Origin of the sequence: Promicromonospora iranensis (genome assembly GCF_028994775.1) — a bacterium.
Classification (GTDB): Bacteria; Actinomycetota; Actinomycetes; order Actinomycetales; family Cellulomonadaceae; genus Promicromonospora; species Promicromonospora iranensis_A.
In genome coordinates this window covers 271,838-293,454 of sequence record NZ_JAJQMN010000007.1, presented here as the reverse complement: position 1 = coordinate 293,454, position 21,617 = coordinate 271,838, and the positions used below count along the sequence as shown (strand labels likewise).

Here is a 21,617-nt window from a genome sequence, read left to right as displayed (position 1 = left end):
GTGCCGTCGAGCACCGGGACGGCCGGCGCTAGGCTCGAACGCATGGCTCAGGGCAGGCCCGTGACGGTCTCGAGGGGCGACGTCGTCGCGTTTCGCCTGGGCGCCCACCACCTCGTGGAGCGCCAGCGCACGGACGCCCTGCTCGACGTCGCCGGGCGGTGCGCCGTGCAGGACAGCCCGCCCGGCTCCGCGCTGCAGGCCCTGCGCGCCCGGGTGCGCGACGTGACGCCGGAGCTGGCGGATCGGGCTGTCGCCGAACAGAAGAGCCTGCTGCAGACCTGGTCCATGCGCGGCGCCCCGTACTGGTTCCCGACCGCCGACGCGGCGGTCTTCACCGCGGGCGTGCTGCCCACCAGCGAGGGCGCGCGACGTCATCTCGTGCTCGGCGTCGAGCAGGCGCTGGAGACGCTCGGTCTGAGCCTGTCCGAGGCGGTCGAGCTGACCCGCGCCGAGATCCGCGGCGTCCTGTCCGGGCGCCGCCTGGCCATCAACGAGCTGGGCGCGGAGCTCGCCCGGCGGGTCGCCGACGCACTCCCCGCGGCACGCCGCGAGGCCTGGCGGAGCGAGGGCCCGTATGCGGCGAACCAACCGCTCGGCGAGGGCGTGGTGCACTTCTGCCTGCGCATCCTCACCCTGGAGGGTGTGGTCTGCTTCGCCCCACGCGCGGGGAACAAGGCGCCGTTCGTCCTCGTCGACGAGTGGCTCGGCCATCCGCTTCCCGAGACGGACCCGGAAGCCGCGCGCGCCGAGCTGCTGCACCGGTACCTGCGGTGCTACGGGCCGAGCACCCGCAAGGACTTCGCCGCGTGGCTGGGTGTCGCCGCCAGTGACGTGGACCCGTGGTGGCGCCTGGTCGAGGACGACCTCACCGAGGTCGACCTGGACGGACCGGCGTGGCTCCGCTCGGCGGATCTCGACACGCTGCGGTCGTCGGCGATGCCCACGGGGGTGCGCCTGCTCCCGCCCCGGGACCCGTACACCCAGCTGCGTGATCGCGAGACGCTGGTGGACAGGAAGTACCACCGCGAGGTGTGGAAGACGGCCGGCGACCCGGGAACGGTCCTGGTCGACGGCGAGATCGCCGGGACCTGGCGACCGCGCAAGAAGGGCCACGGGCTGATCCTGACCGTCACGACGTTCCGGCCCCTGCCCGCGGGCAGGAAGAAGCTGGTCCGGGACGAGGCCGAGCAGCTGGCACCGTTGCGCGGCGCGTCATCGGTCACCGTCGAGCTTGCGGACCACTGAGTAGGACCGCTGAGCTCCGGACCGCTGAGTTCCGGACCGCTACGGTGCCGTCATGTCCTCAGCCTTCTTCATCGTGCAGCTCGTCCCCGTCGCCGCCGTCGTCGTGCTCCTGGTGCTCCTGGTGGCGGTGAGCGGCACCGTGCGCACCACGGGCCGCGCCGTCGAACGTGTCGAGCGGAAGCTGGACCTGGTGCTGAAGCACCTCGACATCAACGTTCCCGCCGCCGCGGGGATCCCGCCGGAGACGCTCGCCGAGATCGACAGGTGCCTCTGGTCCGACCGGCGTGCCGAGGCCATCCGCCTGTATCGCGAGGCGACCGGGCACACCGCCGTCCAGGCGAAGGAATGGATCGAGCGGCGCGCGGCGTCGTACTGACCGCTGCCCGCACCCGACCCGGCGGTCTACAGCCATTGCGCCGGGCCGGAATTCGGCGACAGAGCGCCACCCGCGTCGATACACTTCCCCCGCTCCGCCAGTGACGTGACCAGGCGGGCGTTCCTGGCTGGGAGTGACCAAGGGGAGGACGCATGAGCCTGGTCTCACGCGTGTACGAGAATCACCGTTCCGCTGTGTCGGTGGGTGCGGTGACCCTTTTCGGTGCGGGGCTGGCCGCCTTCGCACTCCTCTACGAGGGTGAGGCGACGGCCGACGTCGAGCTGAACGACTCCGGTGTCTGGGTGACCCAGACGGCGTCGGGCAAGCTCGCGCGGTTCAACTACGAGGCCAAGGCCCTTGACGGCATCCTGCAGGCCAATGCCACCAGCTTCGACGTCGAGCAGGACGCACAGCGCGTGATCCTCGACAGGACGGGCGACTACTCGGCGAGCCCCGTCGACCCGGCACAGCTGGCCCTGCGGGGCACCATGAAGTTTCCCGCGGGCGCGCAGGTCTCCGCCGGTGAGGCCACCACCGCGGTGTACGACGGCGAGACGGGCCGGCTCTGGGTGCTGCCCTTCGACGGTGCGGTCGCGTTCGACGAGAACGAGCTCAAGCCGCAGCTCAAGGCCGGCCAGGGCGGGACGCTGACCGTGGGCGAGGAGGGCACGGTGTTCCTCGCCGTGCCGTCCGAGGGCAAGCTGTACACGGTCCCGACCAGCACGCAGGGTGTCGCGGAGGAGCCGGAGGAGTCCGACCTGCCGGTGGAGGCGGATGCCGAGGTCCAGGTCTCCGCGGTGGGTGACGAGCCGGTGGTGCTGGACGAGTCGACCGGGAACCTGGTGCTGCCGGGTGGTGACACGGTCGCGGTGGAGGACGGCGCGCAGGGCGCACTGCAGCAGCCGTCCGACGCGGCCGACAACGTGGTGCTGGCGACCACCCGAGGCCTCGTCTCCCAGCCGCTGGGTGGCGGCACCCCGACCACCCACACCACGGAGGGAGCGGCGTCCGGCATACCGGCCGCGCCGGTACAGCTCGGCGGGTGCACCTATGGCGCCTGGTCCGGCTCGGGACAGGTGCTGCGCAACTGCCCGGGAGTGGACAACGACGTCGACCTGGTGCTGGAGGGTGTCGACGACGCGGCGAACCTGGTCTACCGGGTGAACCGGAACATCATCGTCCTGAACGACGTCGCGGACGGGTCACTGTGGGCGGCCGCCGACGAGTACGAGAAGGTGGACGACTGGCGACTGAAGATGCCCGAGGATGCCAAGGGCGAGAAGTCCGAGTCCGAGGAGGCCACCCCGGAGCAGGTCGACCAGAAGGTGACCCCGCGCGACCAGACGAACCGCCCGCCGAAGCCCCAGCCCGACGAGTTCGGCGTGCGCCCGAGCCGCACGACGGTGCTGAACGTGCTGGGCAACGACACCGACCCCGACGGCGACGTCATGACGGCGAAGGTCAAGACCGAGCCGAAGGGCGACGTCGGCGTGGACCGCGTGCTGGACGGCGCGGCGCTGCAGGCCAACGTGCCGGCCGACGCCAAGGGCACCACCACCTTCGACTACGAGGTCGACGACGGCCGGGAGAACGGCACGGCCACCGAGTCGGTCACCGTCAAGGTGGTGCCGATGGAGGAGAACAACCCGCCGGTGCAGTCGGGTGAGCCGGTGCTGCAGGTGGGCCAGGAGGGCCTGGGCAGCATCAAGGTGCTGCCGTACTTCAAGGATCCCGACGGTGACGACCTGTTCCTGTCGAACGCGAGCACGGAGAACAAGCTCGACGAGGTCCGGTTCCGCCCGGACGGCACCATCGAGTTCCGCGACGGCGGCACCACGACGGGCCACAAGATCGTGGACGTCACGGTGTCTGACGCCGAGGGTCTGCCCGTGGAGGGCAAGCTCAAGGTCAACGTGGTGCCGAGCAACGTGCCGCCGCTCGCGGTGCAGGACCACGTGACGGTCCTCGCGGGCGACCCCGTGACGGTGAGCCCGCTGAAGAACGACTACGACCCGAACGGCGACGAGCTGCGCCTGACGCGGGTGGACGGGCCGAAGTCGGCGACGATCTCCCCGAACCAGACGGCGGCCACGTTCACGTTCGAGAGCGACGAGCCGGGCTCGTACGACATCACGTACCAGGTCACCGACGGGCCCAACCCGACCATGGGCCTCGTCCGCGTGGACGTCACCAACCCGCCCTCCGAGGCGGGGGCGCCCGTGGCGGTCTCGGACCAGGTGCTGCTGCCGACGGGCGGCACGGCGCTGGTCGACGTCCTGGCGAACGACACCGACCCCGCGGGCGGCGTGCTCGTGGTGCAGGGCGTGCGGGAGCCGGCCGGCTCACCGGTGAGCGTCTCGGTCCTGAACCATCACGTGCTCAAGATCTCCGAGGTCAAGCGCCTCGACGACCCGGTGGTCGTCGACTACACGGTGGCCAACGGGTCCGGGACCGTGACCGGCCAGGTACGTGTGGTGCCGATCCCGGCGTCGGAGCAGCTGCGGCCGCCCGAGGCGGGTCCGGACACCGCAAGGGTCCACGTGGGTGACGTGGTGACGATCCCGGTGCTCAGGAACGATTCCCACCCCGACGGCCTGACGATGACGCTCACGGACGAGCTCCAGGAGTCGCCGGCGGAGGGTGAGGCGTTCGTCTCCGAGGACACCGTGCGGTACCGCGCCGGGCAGGAGGCGGGCACCTTCCACGCGGTCTACGAGGTGGAGGACGCGAACGGGCAGAAGGACTCCGCGCAGATCACCATCAACGTGGTGGACGCACCGGAGAACGGCGCGCCCCAGCTGCCCGACATCGAGGCACGGGTGCTGAGCGACGGCATCGTCCGCATCCCGCTCCCGCTCGACGGCACCGACCCCGACGGGGACTACGTGACGCTGAGCTCGATCTCGGAGGCGCCGGCCAAGGGCACCGCGAAGATCGTGGACGGCTTCATCGACTACCAGGCGGGCCCGGAGTCGACGGGCCTCGACAGCTTCTCCTACCAGGTCCAGGACACCCGCGGAGCACCGGGCGAGGGCCTCGTCCGGGTCGGTATCGCGGCACCTCCGGCGAGCAACCAGGACCCGCACGCCGCCGACGACGAGACGACGGTCCGGCCGGGCCGTACGGTCGCGATCGCGGCCCTGGAGAACGACTCCGACCCCGACGGCAACCAGATCGGCCTGGTGGCCAAGGGCTTCGAGGGCACCAAGGACGTGAAGCCCCGGGCCGTGGACGACGACGTCGTCGCCGCCGCGCCCGACCAGGAGGGCGCCTACTCGTTCTTCTACGCCATCCAGGACAGCTTCAAGGCCCGCGCCACGGGTGCCATCACGGTGAACGTGGACGCGGACGCACCGCTGCTGCGGCCCATCGCGCACGACGACGTGGTGACCTCCGACGATGTCAAGGGCTCCGCCAGCGTCACGGTGAACGTCCTGGAGAACGACGTGGACCCGGACGGCGTCGCCGCCGACCTCGAGGTCTCGGTGGACGCGGACCTGGAGGGCGTGACGGTCACGGAGTCGGGTGCCGTCGAGGTGCAGCTCACCGAGAGCGCGCGCGTCATCACCTACACGGTGACCGACATGGACGATCTGGAGGCCAAGGCCTTCATCCGGGTGCCGGGCGACCAGTCACGCCCGCACCTGAAGCCAGGCCTGGACCCGCTGAAGGCCACGAGCGGCGAGCCGCTCACGATCGAGCTCGTGGACTACGTGGTGGTGCGGGAGGACCGCAGGCCGCGCATCACCACGGAGGACACCGTCAAGGCCGTCGAGGGCTCCGTCAGCGCGACCGACGAGTACACCGTCGTCTACACGTCCGTCGAGGACTACGCCGGTGCGGCGTCGGTCAGCTTCGAGGTGACCGACGGATCAGGGCCTGACGACGAGGAGGGCCTGACCTCCGTGCTGACCCTGCCGATCGACGTGACGCCCGGTGAGAACAAGCCGCCGAAGGTCCTGGACGCCCCGATGCTCGAGGTGGCGGCCGGTGAGGACGCCTCCGTCGACCTGTCGCGGTACGTCAAGGATCCGGACAAGGATCCTCTGACGTTCAAGGTGGTGGGCGGTGAGGGCATCGCGGCGTCGGTCTCCGGCGCCACGGTGACCGGCCAGGTCGATTTCTCCGTCCCGAAGGGCACCCGACGGGAGCTGCCCATGACGGTGTCCGACGGGCAGAACCCGCCTGTCGCTACCACGCTGACGATCGAGGTGGTGCCGTCGACCCGCACGCTGGCGCAGACCACCCAGGACCTGGTGCCGGACGCGCACCAGGGCCAGGCGGTCACGATCCCGGTGCTCGACAACGACGTCAGCCCGTTCCAGGGCGAGCCGCTGACGCTGGTGGGCGCGCCGACGGTCGACACCGGTGACGGTGACCCGTCGTACAGCGGGGACAAGCTGGTGGTGACGCCCGCCGCGGACTTCACCGGCACGATGATGGTGCGCTACCGGGTGCAGGACGCCACGAAGGACCCCGACCGCGAGGTCGACGGCATCGCGAAGCTCACGGTGCTCGGCAAGCCGGACGCCCCGCGGGCACCCCGGATCGAGGAGGTCCGCTCCGAGACGGTGGTGCTGAGCTGGGACCAGCCGAACAACAACGGCGCCGACATCACGGGCTACACGCTGAAGGCGAGCAACGGCCAGCAGCAGAAGTGCACCACCACCACGTGCACGTTCAGCGGGCTCAAGAACAACGTGAAGTACACGTTCACCGTGGTGGCGACCAACGAGGTCGACGACTCGGAGCCGTCACCGCCGTCGCGCGAGGCGCGCCCGGACGAGAAGCCGGACAAGCCGGCGCCGCCGACGCTCGAGTTCGGCGACAGCGAGCTCACCGTCAGCTGGAAGAACAAGGCCTACACGGACCGGTCGCCGATCGAGTGCGTCAACCTGGAGATCAGCCCGCCCCCGACCAACGGCGTGACCCAGAAGACGTGCCTGGAGAGCACCACGGTCACCTGGTCGGGCCTGGAGAACGGCACTGCCTACACCGTGCGGGTCCAGGCGAAGAACGACGCCGACGACCCGTCGGACTGGTCGGAACCGTCGGCGCCGGAGACCCCGGCCGCTCCCCCGGCGGCGCCGGCCGCGCCGACCGCCACCCGGGTGAACACCTTCAGCGGTGGCCAGATCACCGTGAAGTGGAACGCGCCGGCGAACAACGGCGACGCCATCGACAAGTACTGGCTCGGCGTCTACACGAACGGTGAGCTGGTCAGGTCGATCGACACCACGTCCCGGACGGAGACGGTGGAGGACCTCTCCACCGGTTCCTCGTACAAGTTCCGCGTACGGGCGACGAACAAGGCGGGCCATGGTGAGGCGAGCCCGTTCTCGAACGAGGTGGTGCCGCACGGCACACCGGACAAGCCGGGGACGCCCACGGCATCGCTCGGGTCGAACACGAGCGGCCAGGCCGACGTGCGGTGGGGAGCCTCCGGTGCGTTCCGCGGCACCGGGCCGCGCTACGAGGTGGAGGCCAGCGGCCTGGACGCGAGAAGCGCGGGCAACTCGACCTCGTACACGTACAAGGGCCTGAGCAACGGGCGGTCGTACACCTTCCGCGCGCGGGCCTGCAACCAGTACACGTGCTCCGACTGGTCGGCCCCGTCCAACGCCGTGACGCCGTACACCGTGCCCGGGTCTCCGGGGATCACGTACCACCGGTCCTCGGCGACCAAGGGGTACTTCACGGTGACCGGGCCGGGCAGCAACGGCGGCCGCAACGTCGACAAGATCGAGTACAAGGTCGCCGGCAACTCCGGTACACGGACGTCGTGGCCGTTCAACGTCAGCGTGGGCAACGACTACGACCAGAGCTTCACGCTGCAGGCGCGGGCCCACAACGCCGCGGGCTGGAGCGCGTGGTCCAGCGCGTCAGGCAAGACCGACCCGCGGCCGGCGCCGGTGTACCGCATCTCGTCGTCCGGGGTGAGCGCGGGGTGTGAGAACGAGCGCTGCGAGTACTGGCAGATCACCTGGGACAACCTGGGCGGCGGCAACCACCAGGTCGCCTGCTGGGCGGGCGACACGTCGTCCGACGGCGGGCCGTCCTACTGGCACGACATCAAGTCGCACGCGCAGACATGGAACGGCAGCGAGACCAAGGCGACGATCAGCGGCAACAGCGGCTCCAAGCGATTGTCCTGCTTCATGGGCAGGAGCTACAACGGCACTGCCATCGGCGTGAAGACCCCGGACAACCTCTACAAGGTGAGCACCTGGAACATCGGCTGACCACTTCTCACTTATTCCTTGACGCGAATATGCTCCACGGCGAATACTTGTCGCCATGGACACACTCCTCACCGCGCTCGCCGACCCGGCGCGCTGGCGCCTCGTCAGCCTGCTGGCCGAGCGGCCGCGCCCGGTCGGCGTGCTCGCCGAGCTCGCCGGCGCGCGGCAGCCGCAGACGACCAAGCATCTGCAGACCCTGGAGCGCGCCGGCGTCGTCACCTCGCAGCGCAGCGGTCAGCGCCGGGTCTACGCCCTGGAGCCCGGCCCGCTGCGCGACCTGGCGGCCGAGCTCAGCCGGCTCGCCGACAGCGCCGACGGGGCCGGCGGCACGCGTGAGACCTTCGACCGCTACGGACGGAGCCTGCACGCCGAGCGGCTCGCGGCCGAACGGCCGGGGTGGGCCGACGACCGCTCGTTCACGTTCCACCGGTCCCTGGCCGGCAACCCTCAGCAGGTCTGGCGCCACCTGACCGAGCCGTCCCTGCTCGCCACATGGTGGGCGCCCGACGACCTCCGTGTCACCGAGCTCGTCTTCGAGGCCCGGCCGGGCGGGCGGGTGGTCCTGGAGTACCGCGACATCGAGGACGCCGGCGGTGCGGACGTGGTCGTCGGCCGCGCCGAGGGCGTGGTCGACGTCGCGCGACCCGCCGAGCGGCTCACCTACCGCTCCGCTCCCCTGCTCCCCGACGGCGGTACCGCCTTCACCGCCCTCGTCGACCTCGCGCTCCGGCCCACCGTGCCCCCAGACGGCTCGGGCGCGGCCTCGGGCACCGAGCTCGACGTCCGCTACGCCATCACCGACAGCACCGTGGACTCCGCGGACTTCGTCGCGGGCATCGAGATCGGCTTCGGGCAGAGCCTGGACAAGCTCGCGGCGATCCTGGCGGCGGCGTCGGACCAGACGACGAGCACGAACAACAGCACCGACGACAGCACGAGGAGCACCCAGTGAACGAGCAGACCGGCGGCCGCAGGGTCGTCGCCAACATGAGCATCTCCCTCGACGGTCACTACGCCGCACCCGATCCGCTGGACATGAGCTGGGTGCTGCCGTACGCGGTCACCGACGTCGCACGTGACCACCTGACCAGCCTCTGGGAGCCCGCGACCACCGCCCTGCTCGGGCGGGTGAACGCCGAGGGCTTCCTCGGGTTCTGGCCCTCCGTCATCGGTCAGGAGGGCGCCGACCCGCGCGACGAGGCGTTCGCGCGGTGGCTGGTCGACGTCGACAAGGTGGTCCTCTCCTCGACGCTCGCCGCCGGCCCCACCTCCAGCCACGACGGCACGCCGTGGGAACGGACGACGATCGTCGACAAGCCGACCACCGAGGCGGTCGCAGACCTCCGGGCGACCGACGGCGGCGACATCGTCGTCTTCTCCAGCGCGAGCGTCATCAAGGACCTGCTGGTCGCCGACGAGGTCGACCGGCTGGCGCTCTGCGTCTTTCCCGTCTTCCTCGGCGGCGGGCCGCGTCTCTTCGACGACGGCCTGCCCGCCGGGAAGTGGAAGCTCGTCAGCCAGAGGGCGGGCGAGCACGGCACGCTGGCGCTCGTCTACGACAAGGTCCGCTGACCAGCGGCGGCGCCTACCGCGCGCCCGCCGCCAGCTCCTCGGCGACCCGTGCCGCCTGCGCGGCCTTGGCCTGCGCCTTCTCCGCCCGGCGGGCCGCCCGGGCGGCCCGCTTCGGGGAGCGGTCCTCGGTGCGCCGCTCGAACAGCGTGTAGATGACGGGCACCACGTACAGCGTGAGCAGCGTCGAGGACACGAGGCCGCCGATGACCACCAGCGCCAGCGGCTGCGAGATGAAGGCTCCGCCACCGGTCAGGCCGAACGCCATCGGCGTCAGCGCGAGGATCGTCGCGGCCGCCGTCATCACGATGGGCCGCAGGCGCTGGCGAGCGCCCTCCTTGACCGCCTCGTCGAGCGGCCGGCCGTCGGCCCGGTACTGGTTGATGAGGTCGATCAGCACGATCGCGTTCGACACCACGATGCCCACCAGCATCAGCAGGCCGATCAGGGCGGCGACGTCGAGCGGCGTGCCGGTGAGCAGCAGCGCGCCCAGCGCACCCGTCGCGGCGAACGGCACGGACACGAGCAGGATCAGCGGCTGCCCGATGCTCCGGAACGTCGCGACCATCACCAGGTAGACGATGAGGATGGCGGCCAGCAGCGCCAACCCCAGGTCCTCGAACGCCTCGGCCTGGTCGGACGCCACACCGCCCATGGTCACCTCGGCGCCGCTCGGCAGGTCGATGGTGTCGATCTCCTCGGTCAGGGCCACGGTCAGCGACCCCAGGTCCTGTCCGGCGGGGGTGACCGCCACGGTGGCGCTGCGCTCGCCGTCGACCCGCGTGACCGATGCCGGGGCCGACACCTCCTCGACCGTCACGAGGTCGCTCAGCGGGATCACACCGGCCGCCGTCGGCACGTCGATCTTCTCGATGTCGGCGGTCGTCTCCGGCATGTCGCCGGCCACGACCACGTCGAGCGACGTCCCGTCCAGGTCGACCGTGCCGATGCTCGACTCGTTCATCGCACCGGCCAGGAGGCCGGAGACCGTCGCCTCCGTGAGGCCGACCTCCGCCGCCGCGTCCCGGTCCACGGTCACCTGCACGCCCGTCTGCTCGGTGGCGAGGTTGTTCGTCACGTCCTCGACGCCGTCCACTGCCGTCACCGCATCCTCGACCGCACCGGCGGCGTCGGCCAGGCCCTCGGCGTCGGGTGCCGTGACCACCAGGTCCACGGTGGTGCTGGCGAAGCCGGAGTCGCCGGCGGCCACGGTGATCTCGCCGTCCGGGGCCGCTTCGTCGAGCGCGTCGTTCACCTCGTCCTGCACCGCCTCGCCGTCGGCGTCCTCGGCCAGCGTCATCGCGAACGACGCGCTGCTGCCGCCGGCGCCACCGCCGAAGGCGGCGGCCATCCCGTCCCCGGACCCGACGGTGGTCTGCACGGTCTCGACGCCGTCGACGTCCGCGAGGACGTCCTCGACCTCCTTCGCCGCCTTGTCCTGCGCAGCCAGCGACGTACCCGGCTCGAACTCCTGCGTCACCGAGAGCGTGTCCTGCCCGGCATCCCCGATGAAGTTGGTCTCCATGCGCGGCACCAGCGCGACAGTGCCGGCCAGCAGCACCACGGCGATGACGAGCGTGACGGCCGGGCGGCGCAGCGCGGCGGCGAGCGACGGCACGTAGGCGCGCTGCCAGGCGCCGCGGCGCTCCTTGAGCTCCGCGGCCTCGCGCATGGCGGCACCGCCGTCGGTGGAGGCCGGAACCTTGATGAACCAGTACGCCAGCACCGGCACGACGACGAGAGCCACCACCAGGGACGCGCCCATGGCGATCGCGACGGTGACTGCGAAGGGCTGGAACAGCTCGCCGGCCATGCCGCCCACCAGCGCGATCGGGGCGAAGACCGCCACCGTGCAGATCGTCGACGAGGTGATGGCGGTGCCCACCTCGCGGACGGCGGTGACGATCGCGTGCACCCGGTCCTCACCGTAGGACAGGTGCCGCTTGATGTTCTCGATCACGACGATCGAGTCGTCGACGATGCGCCCGATCGAGATCGTCATGGCGGCGAGCGTGAGGATGTTCAAGGTGTAGCCGGTCAGGTTCATGGCCGCGAACGTGACCGCCAGCGACAGCGGGATCGAGATCGCCGAGACCAGCGTGGCCCGCAGCGAGGCCAGGAACACCAGGATCACCAGGACGGCGAAGAGCAGGCCGAGGCCGCCCTCCGTCGTCAGGCCCTCGATCGACTCCTCGATGAACGGCGCCTGGTCGAACGTGACGGCGGTGCTCACGCCGGCGTCGTCCAGCTCGTCGTCGACGTCGGCCAGCACGTCGTGCACCGCGTGCGACACGTCCACCGTGTTGCCGTCCGGCGTCTTCGTCAGGGCGATGGCGAGCGACGGCTCACCGTCCAGGCGCGAGTAGGAGGTGGGCGCCACGTCCTGCACGCTCACGTCCGCGACGTCCCCGAGGCGGACGACGTCGGCGGGGCTCGGCGCGGCGCTCGGCGCGGGGGCCGACGGGCCGGCGGCGGGGACGACCGGCAGTTCCTCGAGCTCCTTGACGGAGTCGACGGACGTGCCCACCTGGACGCTGTTCGTCTCACCGTCCTGGGTGACGGCGCCCACCGGCGTCACCGTGCCGTTCTCCTCCAGCACCGACGTGAGCTGCGCGGTGCTGAGACCTGCCGCGGCGAGCTTCTGGTCGTCGGGCTCGATGACCACCTGCTGCTCGGTGGCGCCGGTGACCGTGACGTCCCGGACCTCCGCGATGCCCGACAGCTCCGGCACCAGGACGGAGTCGATGGCGTCCGTCAGCTCCTGCTCGCTGCCGTCGCCCGAGACCGCGAGCTGGATGACGGGCAGGTCGTCGAACGAGCCCGCCATGACCTGCGGCTCGGTGTCCTCCGGTAGGTCCTGGAGGCCGTTGACCGCCGAGGTGATCTCCTGCTCGACGGCGTCGACGTCCGTGCCGTACTCCAGCTCGACGGTCGTCATCGAGACGCCGGTGGAGACCGTCGACGTCACACCCGTGACCCCGTCGACGCTCTGGACCGCCGACTCGATCGGGTCGGTGACCCGTTCCGCGACGATCTCGGGCGAGGTGCCCGGGTCGGCGGCCGTGACCGCCACCATCGGCACGCTCATCGACGGGATGAGTTCCTGCCGGAGCTGCCCCATGCTGAAGATGCCGACGACGAAGACGGCAATCGTCGCGAGGGCGACGAGCGCACGGTTCGCGAGCGACATTCGGGCAAGACGAAACACACTGCCTCCAGATCTGGGGATACGCCGGGCCCACGACTCCTTCGGCGCAGTATTTTGCCTAACGCAAAGGATCCTGCCAGGGTTCCCGCCCTGCAACTCCGGTTCCGGCGACCGGCGCAGCGGGTGAAGTGCCGACTACAGTCAGCGCGTGACCGACCAGACCCGCGACCAGCTCATCGCCGAGCTCGCCGACCTGCACCGCCGGCTCGGCGAGGAGTTCTTCGCCTCCCGGCTGCGGCCCCTGCTGGAGACCGACCTGACGGTGCAGCAGCTGCGCGCCCTGGCGCTCGTCCAGGTGGACCGTGAGTCGACACCGCAACGGCTCGCCGAGGCGCTCGGCGTCTCCGCCGCCACGGTCTCCGGGATCCTGGACCGCCTGACCGCCGCCGGTATGACGGTCCGCACGCAGGACCCGGCCGACGGTCGCGTCCGCCGCGTGACCAGCACCGAGAAGGGGACCGAGGCGATCCGCCGCCTCGTCGCGCACGACGAGGAGCTGCCCCCGGACCTCCTGGCGCTGCTCTCCGTCGACGACCTGCACGCGCTCATCCGGGGCACCGGCGCCCTGCTGAGGGCCGCCCGGAAGCTGGCACCCTGACCAACCACCACCCGGACCATCACCGTCAGGTCCGGGCTAACCTCCCTGCCCGGCCAGGTGCGCGAGCACGGCCAGCACACGACGGTTCGTGTCGTCCGTCTGGGGCAGACGGAGCTTCACGAAGATGTTGCCCACATGCTTTCCCACGGTCGCCTCCGTGACGAACAGGCGCCGGGCGATCGAGCCGTTCGAGTGCCCCTCGGCGACCAGCCCGAGCACGTCGCGCTCGCGGGCCGAGAGAGCGGACAGCGGATCGTCCTGCCGCCGCACGAGCTGTCCGACCACCTGCGGGTCCACGGCGGTCCCTCCCGCGCAGACCCGGCGCAAGGAGTCGACGAACTCCTCCACGTCGACCACCCGGTCCTTGAGGAGGTAGCCGACGCCGCGGCCCTCACCGGTGCCGAACAGGTCCGCGGCGTAGGAGTGCTGCACGTACTGGCTCAGCACGACGACGGCCAGCCCCGGGTACGCGCCGCGCAGCTCGACCGCCGCCCGCAGGCCCTCGTCCGTGTGCGTGGGCGGCATCCGGATGTCGGTGATGACCAGGTCGGGATCGTGGCTCGCGACCGCCGCCCGCAGCGCGTCGGCGTCGTCGACCGCGGCGCGCACCTCGAACCCGAACCGCTCCAGCAGGCCGACCAGCCCCGCACGCAGCAGGACGCCGTCCTCGGCGACGACGACGCTGATCCCGGTCACAGAGCGCCCTCCGGGCCGCACGGCAGCTCGGCGCGCAGCGTCGTCGGCCCGCCGGGCGGGCTGGACAGGAACATCGTGCCGCCCATCACGGCGACGCGGTCGGCGAGCCCGGCCAGCCCGCTGCCGCGTGCGGGATCGGCTCCGCCGGGACCGTCGTCGGACACCTCGACCGTCACGGTTCCGGCCCGGGAGGCCCGACGCACGGTCACCCGCACGGTGCCGGCCGCGCCCACGTGCTTGGCGACGTTGGCCAGCGCCTCGGAGACGACGAAGTAGACCGTGTACTCGACCCTGGGCTCCGGACGGGAGTCGAGCTCGGCGTCGACCTCCACCGGTACCGGCGACCGGTCGGCGAGCTCCGCGAGCGCCGCCGGCAGCCCGAGATCCGTCAGAACCTGCGGCTGGATGCCGTGGATGAGCTCGCGCAGCTCGGTCATCAGTTCCTTGGCCTGGTCGTGCGCCGTCGCGAGGGACTGCCCGGCGCGGGAGTCGGGCGGGACGTCGAGCCGCGCCAGTCCCAGCTGCAGGGTCAGGCTGACGAGGCGCTGCTGGGCGCCGTCGTGCAGGTCCCGCTCGATCCGACGGCGCTCGGCGTCGAAGGCGTCGGCGAGTCGGGCACGCGAGCGCGACACCTCGACGAGCTCGGCCCGGATCTCGCTCTCGGCGCCGACCAGCAGGCGCCGCGCTGCCTCGGCTGCTCCCCCGGCCACCAGCGTCCAGACGTACCCGACCACGGGCAGCAGGACGATCCCGGCGATCGCGAACGGGACGGTCTCGGCGACGGTGGAGACCGACCAGAAGCCCAGGGCGACGGGCTGGTCGCCCGGCCGCTGCGCCAGCAGCACGAGCGGGCTGACCGCGTAGAGACCGACCAGCAGGCCGAACGTCAGAGCCGCGACCGCGGCGGCCGGTGCGGCGGTGGCCAGGACGAGCAGCCACGCCACCTCCCGCCAGGTCGCCGGGTCGGCATAGCGGGAGGGCATCGGGTCGGTCGTGGCGGACACGTCGTCGACCGGGCGCGGGCGTTCCGGTACGGGGCGGCCGTCGACCCAGCGCAGCCGGCGTCGTTCCGACCTGGCCAGCGCTGGCGCGAACCAGGGCCCGAGCCCGACCACGAGCAGCAGCTCGAGCACCACCAGGACCAGGGCGGTACTGACTTCGAGCGTGCCCGCGTCCCAGCGGGTGACCAGCACGACCACCGGGACCAGCGTGAGGGCAGCGGCGACGAGACCGAGCGGCAAGGTGCTCACCAGGTACACGAGGGAGCGCCACGGCCACCGGCTCACCAGCAGCCGGGGCCACGTGACGGCTTCCAGCGCCGTGAGCGGCCCGTTCTCTCGCACGCCGTCATGCTAATCGGCCGCCAGAGGTCGGGCGTGGCGGGTAGTGCTAGCCCTACCTCGGGTTCGCTTACTAGTGGTAATGACCTCCCACCTGCGCGGATGGTCCCATCGACGCATGGAACCAGTACTCGAGCTCGTGGACGTCGCCAAGCGGTACCGCGGGGGTCTGCACGCCGTCGACGCCGTCACCCTGCGACTGGGCCCCGGCCTGATCGGACTGCTCGGCCCCAACGGCGCCGGCAAGTCGTCGCTCATGCGGATCGCCGCCACAGTGACCCGGCCCAGCAGCGGGCAGGTGCTGTTCGACGGCGCCGACGCGGTGCGCCGGCCCGACGCCCTCCGCCGCCGACTGGGCTACCTGCCGCAGGACTTCGGCGTGTACCCGCACCTGAGCGCGTCGGAGTTCCTGTCGTACCTCGCCGCGGTCAAGGGTGTCGGGGCACGCGCCGCACGCGCTCGGATCGGCGAGCTGCTCGAGATCCTCGACCTCGCCGGAGCGGGACGGCGGCCGCTGGGTGCCTACTCGGGCGGCATGCTCCGCCGGGTCGGGATCGCCCAGGCGCTGTTGACCGATCCGCAGGTGCTCGTCGTCGACGAGCCGTCCGCCGGACTCGACCCCGAGCAGCGCGTCGTGCTGCGCAACCTGCTGAGCGACCTCGCCACCGACCGTGTGGTCGTGCTCTCCACCCACATCGCGTCCGACGTCGGGTCCGTCGCCTCGGACATCGCGATCATGTCCGGCGGCCGGCTCCGCGTGCGCGGCACGCCGGAGGAGGTGCTGCGCCTCGCCCAGGGGCAGGTCTGGGAAGTCACGGTCCCCGCCGAGACCCTGCAGATCCTCCGCCAGCGCCACGTGATCAGCAAGCAGGTGCGCACCCCGGCCGGGATGCGGGTGCGTGTCCTCGCGCCGTCGGCTCCGGTGGCGGACGCCGTCCCGGTCGCCCCGGACCTCGAGGACGCCTACCTCGCCGTGGTGCACGGCCACGCCGCGACCGCGGGCGTCGTCCGATGACCGCGCTCCTCGGGACGGCCCTCTGGGGCATAGCGGTCGCGGACTTCCGCGAGCGCACCCGCCGGCCCGCCTACCTGGTCACGCTCGCCGCGGCGGTCGGACTGGGCTGGCTCGCGGTCCCGCCCGCCGACTCGGTCTGGGTGATCCTGGACGCCGGGGGCTACCGCGGCCTGTACGACGGCGCCTGGGTCGGCACCGCGACGGCGCTCGCGGGCGGGTTGTGGCTCATGCTCGGGGGGTTCTACGTGGTGCGCGGCACGGTGACCCGGGACCGGCTGACCGGTGTGGGGCAGGTGCTCGCCGGGACGCCGATGTCCCGCACGACCTATCTCGCGGGGAAGTTCCTCAGCAATCTCCTCGTGCTGGCCTCGATGGCGGGAGTGCTGGCCCTGACGGCGCTCGGGCTCCAGATCGCGCGGGGCGAGTCGTACGCGATGGAGCCGGTGGCGCTGCTGGCCCCGTTCGTCCTGTTCACGGTGCCGGTGCTGGCGGTGACGTCGGCGGCGGCCGTCTTGTTCGAGACGATCCGGCCGCTGCGCGCCGGGCTGGGCAACATCGTCTGGTTCGTCGTGTGGATGTCGCTCCTGCTCGGCAGCAGCGGCGTGCCGTTCGGGGGCTTCGACGCGGTGGCCGCGTCGATGCAGTCGTCCGTCGTCGAGCAGGGGCTGACTCCGGCCGGCGAGTTCAGTCTCGGCCTGACCGAGGTGGGTGAGCCGCTGCGAGTGTTCGACTGGGACGGGTTGGTGCCGTCCGCAGGTCTCATGGTGGGCCGCCTCGTGGTGCTGCTCGCCGCCGTGCTCCTCGCCGTGCTCCCGGCGCTGTGGTTCGACCGGTTCGACGCGTCCAGGGCGGCGGGTTCTCCGGTATTCGCGGGTGGGGCGGGTGGCGCGGGTGGCGCCGAGCCGGTGCGCACCCCGGCTCCCGTGCCGGGTGGGCGCGCAGCCGGCACGGCCTCGGCTGTGTCGGTCGATTCGATGACGTCGGCGCGCACCGGCACCCGACCTGGCCTCGGCCGCATGGTCGCCGGCGAGCTGCGCGTCCTGACCTCCGACCTGCCCCGGTGGTGGTGGCTCGTCGCCCTGGGACTGAACGTCGCGGCCGTCGTCGTCGGCGAACCGGGTACCGCACTGCTGGCCGCGGCGTGGATCTGGCCGGTCCTCGTCTGGTCGCGGCTCGGTACGCAGCACCTCGAGCACGGGCTGGACACCCTGCTCGGTGCCTACCCCGGAACCCTGCACCGCGTCACCGCCCAGTGGGTGGCCGGGGTCGCGCTGACGGCGGTGACCGCCGTGGGGCCGCTGGCGAACATGCTGCTCGCGGGTGAGTCCGTGCGTGCGGCGCACTGGGCTGCCGGTGCGCTGGTGATCCCGTCGCTCGCGCTGCTGCTGGGCACCGTCACGCGCACCCCGCGCGTGTTCCAGGTGCTGTACCTGGTCGTCTGGTACATGGCGCTCAACGAGGTCGCCGGGTTCGACCTCATGGGCATCGTGCTCGACGGCGCGGGCCGCCCGGCGGGCCCGAGCGCCGTCGTCGTGAGCGGGGCGGCGCTCTGCATGACCGCCGCCGCGCTCGCCGTCCGGCGTGTCCAGCACCTGCGGCGGTGAGCCTGCCCACCGCTACCGGCCCGACGGCAGCCGCCGCCCGCCCGCCACCATGTGGTGGGCCCGGGTCGGCGACCACGTCCACGGCCGTGACAACGGCTGGTTCCGCCGCGCCCTGGTGAGCGGTACCGGGCACGTCCACGCCACGTACGACCGGCCCGGCCCCGCCATCATCAGCGCGGGGACCGGTGCGCGCGCCGTCGGCGAGACCCTCCGCCTGCGCCCCGCGACCTCGTAAGGTGAGGTCCGTGTCGGACACCCCTGCAGACCCCGAGCCGTTCGTCTCGCGGACGGCCCCCGAGGCGATCGACGACCTCCGCGCGCGGCTGCGGACGACCCGCTGGCCGGATGCCCCCGAGGACGCCGGCTGGTCGCTCGGCACCGACGTCGACTACCTCCGCGAGCTGGTCGCGTACTGGGCGGACGGGTTCGACTGGCCGGCGCAGGAGGCGGCGCTCGCCCGCCTCCCCCGCTTCCGCACGCAGGTCGGCGGGCTCGGGATCCACTTCGTGCACGCCCGAGCCGTCGCCCCCGCCGGGCCGGTGCTGCCCCTGGTCCTCAGTCACGGCTGGCCGGACTCGTTCTGGCGGTACTCCAAGGTCGTCCCGCTCCTGACCGACCCCGGTGCGCACGGCGGCGACCCCGCGGACGCGTTCGACGTCGTCGTCCCCGATATGCCCGGCTTCGGGTACTCGGACGGGCCGACCGGGCCGCCGCTGAGCTCCGTCGCCGTCGCCCAGCTGTGGGCAGAGCTCATGCGCACCGTCGGGTACGAGCGCTTCGGCGCGGCGGGCGGGGACATGGGCAGCCACGTGAGCCGCTACCTCGCGCTCGACCATCCCGACCGGGTGGTCGCAGTCCACCGGACCGACGGCGGGCTGCCCGTCTTCGCCGGTGATCCCGCGACCCTCACGCCCGGGGAACGTGCCTGGTTCGCCGAGGCCGCGACCTGGACCGCTGCCGAGGGGGCCTACGGCGCGATGCACCGCACAAAACCCCAGACCGTCGCCGCCGGGCTGAACGACTCCCCCGCAGGCCTCACCGCGTGGATCGTCGAGAAGCTCCACGGCTGGAGCGACGGCGGCGTCGGCCGCGCCTACACCCGTGACGAGATCCTCACCAACATCACCATCTACTGGCTCACGGGCACCATCGGGTCGTCCATGCGGATGTACCACGCGAACTCGAAGATCCCCGCCGAGCAGCTCACGCGCCGGGTGGAGGTGCCGTCCGGATTCTCGCTCTTCCGCGGCGACGTGGTGCGGCCGCCGCGCGCGTGGCTCGAACGCACCGCCAACGCGGTGCGCGTGACGGAGCCCGAGCGCGGCGGACACTTCGCGGCGTTCGAGGAGCCGGAGCTCTACGCGCAGGAGTTGCGCGACTTCTTCCGCCCGTACCGCAGCGGGGGCAGCGCTGCCTGACGTCTCCGGCTCGGGTGCGGGCTGCGAGCCGGCTGGGTCGGCCGGCTGGGTCGGCCGGCTTGCCGGTACTGCTCTGCCCGCGCCCTAGAAAGGTGGTTCATCGGGGAAGCGTCGTAGCCGCTGCTCGGTAGTTGGCCGTTCGACCTCAGCCTCTACGGTGGACGGCCTGTTGGCGGGCAACCCGTCGAAGGGCGACACGTCGGTGGGTCGTGTCGTGGTGCGCGCCTCGTCGATTGGTGGTTGTCCGAGACGTGCCCGGGTGTCGTCAGTCAGGCTCGTGATGTCGTTGCTCACCTGGCCGACTCGCATGTTCAGGCCGGCCTGGCTCGCCGGGTTCGGCGCGCTCTGGGTGGCGAGCCGGGTGTAGCTGTGTCCGGTGGGTGCGGTCCAGGTCGTGATTCCGGTGGCAGGGTCGCGTACCGGGGTCCAGCCGTGGTGGGTCTTAGCGAGGTGGTGCGCACGGCACAGGGGTTGGAGGTTGGTCGCACGGGTCTGTCCGGGGGCGCCCGGTGGCTGACCAGCTGGGTCGAGGTGGTGATCGAAGGGAGTGATGTGGTCCAGATCAGCCCACCGGGCTGGTCGGTCGCACTGTGGGAACGTGCAGGTCTCGTCCCGTGCGATGACAGCCTGGCGGAGGAGCTTGCCGGGCTGATAGGCGGTGGTGGAGTAGTCGGTCAGGATCCCGGTGACGGGGTCGGCCAGGAGTCGCTGCCAGGTCGCGTCGGTGGCGACCTGGGCGGCGATGTCGGCGGGGAGGGGGCCGTACGTGTCCAGGTGTCCGGGATTGTCGTCCAGGCCAAGGAGTGTGGTGGCAGCAACCGTGATCCGGATCTGCGGCTTGACCGGGATGACTCGTATCGTCGTGCCACCGCAGGTACAGCCCCCGCAGGTACAGCCGGTGGACGGAAGGGTCGTCCGGGGCAGGACCTCCTCGGGCGAGGCATCCACCGCGTCACCCTCCGCCGGCGCAGCAGCCTCCGTCGGCGCGACGCCCCTCGTCGCCACTACACGCCCTGGTGTCTTTGCGGTTCCCGTCTTTGCGGTTCCCGTCTTAGCGCTTCCCGCCTTTGCCGGATTGTCGGACCTTGCCGTTGCCGTCGCCGCCGCCGCCGGCGTCGGTGTCCGTGTCGCGACATTGGTCGTCGCGACGTCAGCGGTCGCGGTACCGACCGCGGCTGCGATGCTGGAGGGGCCGCACTCGGGATGGGGCGGGACGATGAGGCGACCGGTGGTGATCGCGACGAGTGCGTCGGCACGGGCCTGCGACAGGCTCCGGGTCGCTCCCGGTGCGCGGCGCAGGGCGTGGGCGGCCTGTTCGATCGCGTCCCACACGGCAGCGGCGTCGGTGGCGGGCAGGTTCGCACTGATCCATGCCATGGTGTTGTCGGCCGGGTCGAGATAGACGGCACGGCGAGACCTCGCATGCTTGGCGGCCGCCAAGGCGCCCTTGAGCTGGTTGGCGAACGCGTTTATCTTGTTGCGCAGCCATTCGCGAGTGCGATCGGGCGCCTGGGGCAGGTACCGGGTGATCGCTTCCTCGCGCTGCTCAAGCGGGAGGTTGCCGCTGCGCAGGAGGATGTCGGCCTTGGCGGTGTCGATCAGGCCGTCGTGCAGGGCGTTCATGACTTGAGGGTGCTCGGCCAGGCCCGCGCCACGAGCGAGATGCTTGTTGGCCTCGCGCTGCGGCACGCGCAGGCGGGCGCTGATCTCCGCGGCCGCGGCGTTGTGCTCCTCGGTCCACGACCTGCGCCGGGCGATCTCGCCCAGCGCGCGTGACTGCATCGCGGTTGCCCAGGAGATGACGTCCTGCCACCGTGCCGCGACGTCGAGCAGCACATCGTCCGCGAGATCAGCGACCTCGACATCCGCCAGCACACTCACCAGGCCTGCGCCCATCGGCATCCCATCCAGCCCGATCTGAGCACCACCAGCCACGTCGCCGGTACCTACGCCGGCCGTCACACCGGCCAGAGCCACAACCGGAGCGGCGGTACCAGCGACAGCGGTCGCTGCCGGGACGGCGGTGCCAGCGGCAGTGACGGTCGAGGTGGCGACGGACCGACCGTGGCCGGGCCAGGTCACAGTGGCCGACGGCAGAGCACCTTCATGGCCAAGGGCTACCGCACCCCAGCTCAGGATGGGTCCCGAGCTTGCACCATGCCTTACCGAAGAAGACTTGGCCGGCAGTTCCGCGACCAGCGGGCGCAGGGACCGTTCCGCGACCACATCGAGGCTGGTGTTTTCGCCCGAAAGCCACTTCTCCGCCTGGCCCATATGCGCCCCCTTTCCCTATACAGACCGCCTTA

14 protein-coding genes are annotated in these 21,617 nt (G+C 71.7%); 10 read left to right on the top strand and 4 right to left on the bottom strand.

The window, feature by feature from the left end:
* Positions 1 to 42: 42 nt before the first annotated feature.
* The 5 genes from LUU90_RS15380 (at position 43) to LUU90_RS15360 (ending at position 9,435) form a co-directional block, all read left to right on the top strand.
* On the top strand, positions 43 to 1,245 hold the full coding sequence (locus LUU90_RS15380) for a winged helix DNA-binding domain-containing protein (RefSeq protein ID WP_275004359.1): 1,203 nt from the start codon (positions 43 to 45) through the stop codon (positions 1,243 to 1,245).
* Positions 1,246 to 1,297: 52 nt separating this feature from the next.
* Positions 1,298 to 1,621 carry a hypothetical protein gene (locus LUU90_RS15375; protein WP_275004358.1) on the top strand — a complete coding sequence of 108 codons (324 nt, stop codon included), beginning with the start codon at positions 1,298 to 1,300 and terminating at the stop codon, positions 1,619 to 1,621.
* Positions 1,622 to 1,773: 152 nt separating this feature from the next.
* Entirely contained in the window at positions 1,774 to 7,863 is a 6,090-nt protein-coding gene (locus LUU90_RS15370) for an Ig-like domain-containing protein (protein ID WP_275004356.1), read from the top strand.
* Positions 7,864 to 7,918: 55 nt separating this feature from the next.
* Positions 7,919 to 8,815: a metalloregulator ArsR/SmtB family transcription factor gene (locus LUU90_RS15365; protein ID WP_275004354.1), complete on the top strand. Its 897-nt coding sequence runs from the start codon at positions 7,919 to 7,921 to the stop codon at positions 8,813 to 8,815.
* Positions 8,812 to 9,435 (top strand): dihydrofolate reductase family protein, encoded by a 624-nt coding sequence (locus LUU90_RS15360; RefSeq protein ID WP_275004352.1) that lies wholly within the window; start codon positions 8,812 to 8,814, stop codon positions 9,433 to 9,435. Before LUU90_RS15365 ends, LUU90_RS15360 begins: the two co-directional genes overlap by 4 nt.
* A 13-nt stretch (positions 9,436 to 9,448) precedes the next feature.
* Here LUU90_RS15360 and LUU90_RS15355 read toward each other — a convergent pair whose 3' ends face one another.
* The gene (locus LUU90_RS15355; protein ID WP_275004351.1) at positions 9,449 to 12,622 is read right to left on the bottom strand and encodes an efflux RND transporter permease subunit; all 3,174 of its coding nucleotides are present in this window, start codon (positions 12,620 to 12,622) and stop codon (positions 9,449 to 9,451) included.
* Positions 12,623 to 12,788: 166 nt separating this feature from the next.
* Here LUU90_RS15355 and LUU90_RS15350 point away from each other — a divergent pair, with 166 nt between their 5' ends.
* Positions 12,789 to 13,238 (top strand): MarR family winged helix-turn-helix transcriptional regulator, encoded by a 450-nt coding sequence (locus LUU90_RS15350; RefSeq protein WP_275004349.1) that lies wholly within the window; start codon positions 12,789 to 12,791, stop codon positions 13,236 to 13,238.
* Positions 13,239 to 13,274: 36 nt separating this feature from the next.
* On the opposite strand, the gene LUU90_RS15345 is transcribed toward LUU90_RS15350, so the two are convergent.
* Together LUU90_RS15345 and LUU90_RS15340 are read right to left on the bottom strand one after the other, a co-directional pair.
* Complete coding sequence (locus tag LUU90_RS15345) at positions 13,275 to 13,934, bottom strand: response regulator transcription factor (protein WP_425596238.1); 660 nt, start codon at positions 13,932 to 13,934, stop codon at positions 13,275 to 13,277.
* Positions 13,931 to 15,277, bottom strand: a complete 1,347-nt coding sequence (locus LUU90_RS15340) for a sensor histidine kinase (RefSeq protein WP_275004348.1) — start codon at positions 15,275 to 15,277, stop codon at positions 13,931 to 13,933. The genes LUU90_RS15345 and LUU90_RS15340 overlap by 4 nt, the downstream gene beginning before the upstream one ends.
* A gap of 115 nt (positions 15,278 to 15,392) precedes the next feature.
* Between LUU90_RS15340 and LUU90_RS15335 the strand changes: the two genes are divergently transcribed.
* From LUU90_RS15335 to LUU90_RS15320, 4 genes are read left to right on the top strand one after another with little or no spacing between them, the layout of a single operon-like run.
* On the top strand, positions 15,393 to 16,289 hold the full coding sequence (locus LUU90_RS15335) for an ATP-binding cassette domain-containing protein (RefSeq protein WP_275004346.1): 897 nt from the start codon (positions 15,393 to 15,395) through the stop codon (positions 16,287 to 16,289).
* A complete protein-coding gene (locus LUU90_RS15330) occupies positions 16,286 to 17,893 on the top strand; it encodes an ABC transporter permease (protein ID WP_275004345.1) in 1,608 nt (535 codons plus the stop codon). The genes LUU90_RS15335 and LUU90_RS15330 overlap by 4 nt, the downstream gene beginning before the upstream one ends.
* Positions 17,871 to 18,128, top strand: coding sequence for a DUF2255 family protein (locus LUU90_RS15325; RefSeq protein ID WP_275004344.1), 258 nt, complete (start codon positions 17,871 to 17,873; stop codon positions 18,126 to 18,128). Before LUU90_RS15330 ends, LUU90_RS15325 begins: the two co-directional genes overlap by 23 nt.
* Before the next feature lie 10 nt (positions 18,129 to 18,138).
* Positions 18,139 to 19,311 (top strand): epoxide hydrolase family protein, encoded by a 1,173-nt coding sequence (locus tag LUU90_RS15320; RefSeq protein WP_275004342.1) that lies wholly within the window; start codon positions 18,139 to 18,141, stop codon positions 19,309 to 19,311.
* 84 nt (positions 19,312 to 19,395) lie between these two features.
* Here LUU90_RS15320 and LUU90_RS15315 read toward each other — a convergent pair whose 3' ends face one another.
* Positions 19,396 to 21,585, bottom strand: coding sequence for an HNH endonuclease signature motif containing protein (locus tag LUU90_RS15315; RefSeq protein ID WP_275004341.1), 2,190 nt, complete (start codon positions 21,583 to 21,585; stop codon positions 19,396 to 19,398).
* Positions 21,586 to 21,617: the final 32 nt, after the last annotated feature.

What these genes read in the sequence shown, in the direction of transcription:
- LUU90_RS15375 (WP_275004358.1), top strand. Translation starts at nt 1,298, where the DNA reads ATGTCCTCAGCCTTCTTCATCGTGCAGCTCGTCCCCGTCGCCGCCGTC.
- LUU90_RS15380 (WP_275004359.1), top strand. Translation starts at nt 43, where the DNA reads ATGGCTCAGGGCAGGCCCGTGACGGTCTCGAGGGGCGACGTCGTCGCG.
- LUU90_RS15335 (WP_275004346.1), top strand. Translation starts at nt 15,393, where the DNA reads ATGGAACCAGTACTCGAGCTCGTGGACGTCGCCAAGCGGTACCGCGGG.
- LUU90_RS15355 (WP_275004351.1), bottom strand. Translation starts at nt 12,622, where the DNA reads ATGTCGCTCGCGAACCGTGCGCTCGTCGCCCTCGCGACGATTGCCGTC.
- LUU90_RS15315 (WP_275004341.1), bottom strand. Translation starts at nt 21,585, where the DNA reads ATGGGCCAGGCGGAGAAGTGGCTTTCGGGCGAAAACACCAGCCTCGAT.
- LUU90_RS15370 (WP_275004356.1), top strand. Translation starts at nt 1,774, where the DNA reads ATGAGCCTGGTCTCACGCGTGTACGAGAATCACCGTTCCGCTGTGTCG.
- LUU90_RS15330 (WP_275004345.1), top strand. Translation starts at nt 16,286, where the DNA reads ATGACCGCGCTCCTCGGGACGGCCCTCTGGGGCATAGCGGTCGCGGAC.
- LUU90_RS15365 (WP_275004354.1), top strand. Translation starts at nt 7,919, where the DNA reads ATGGACACACTCCTCACCGCGCTCGCCGACCCGGCGCGCTGGCGCCTC.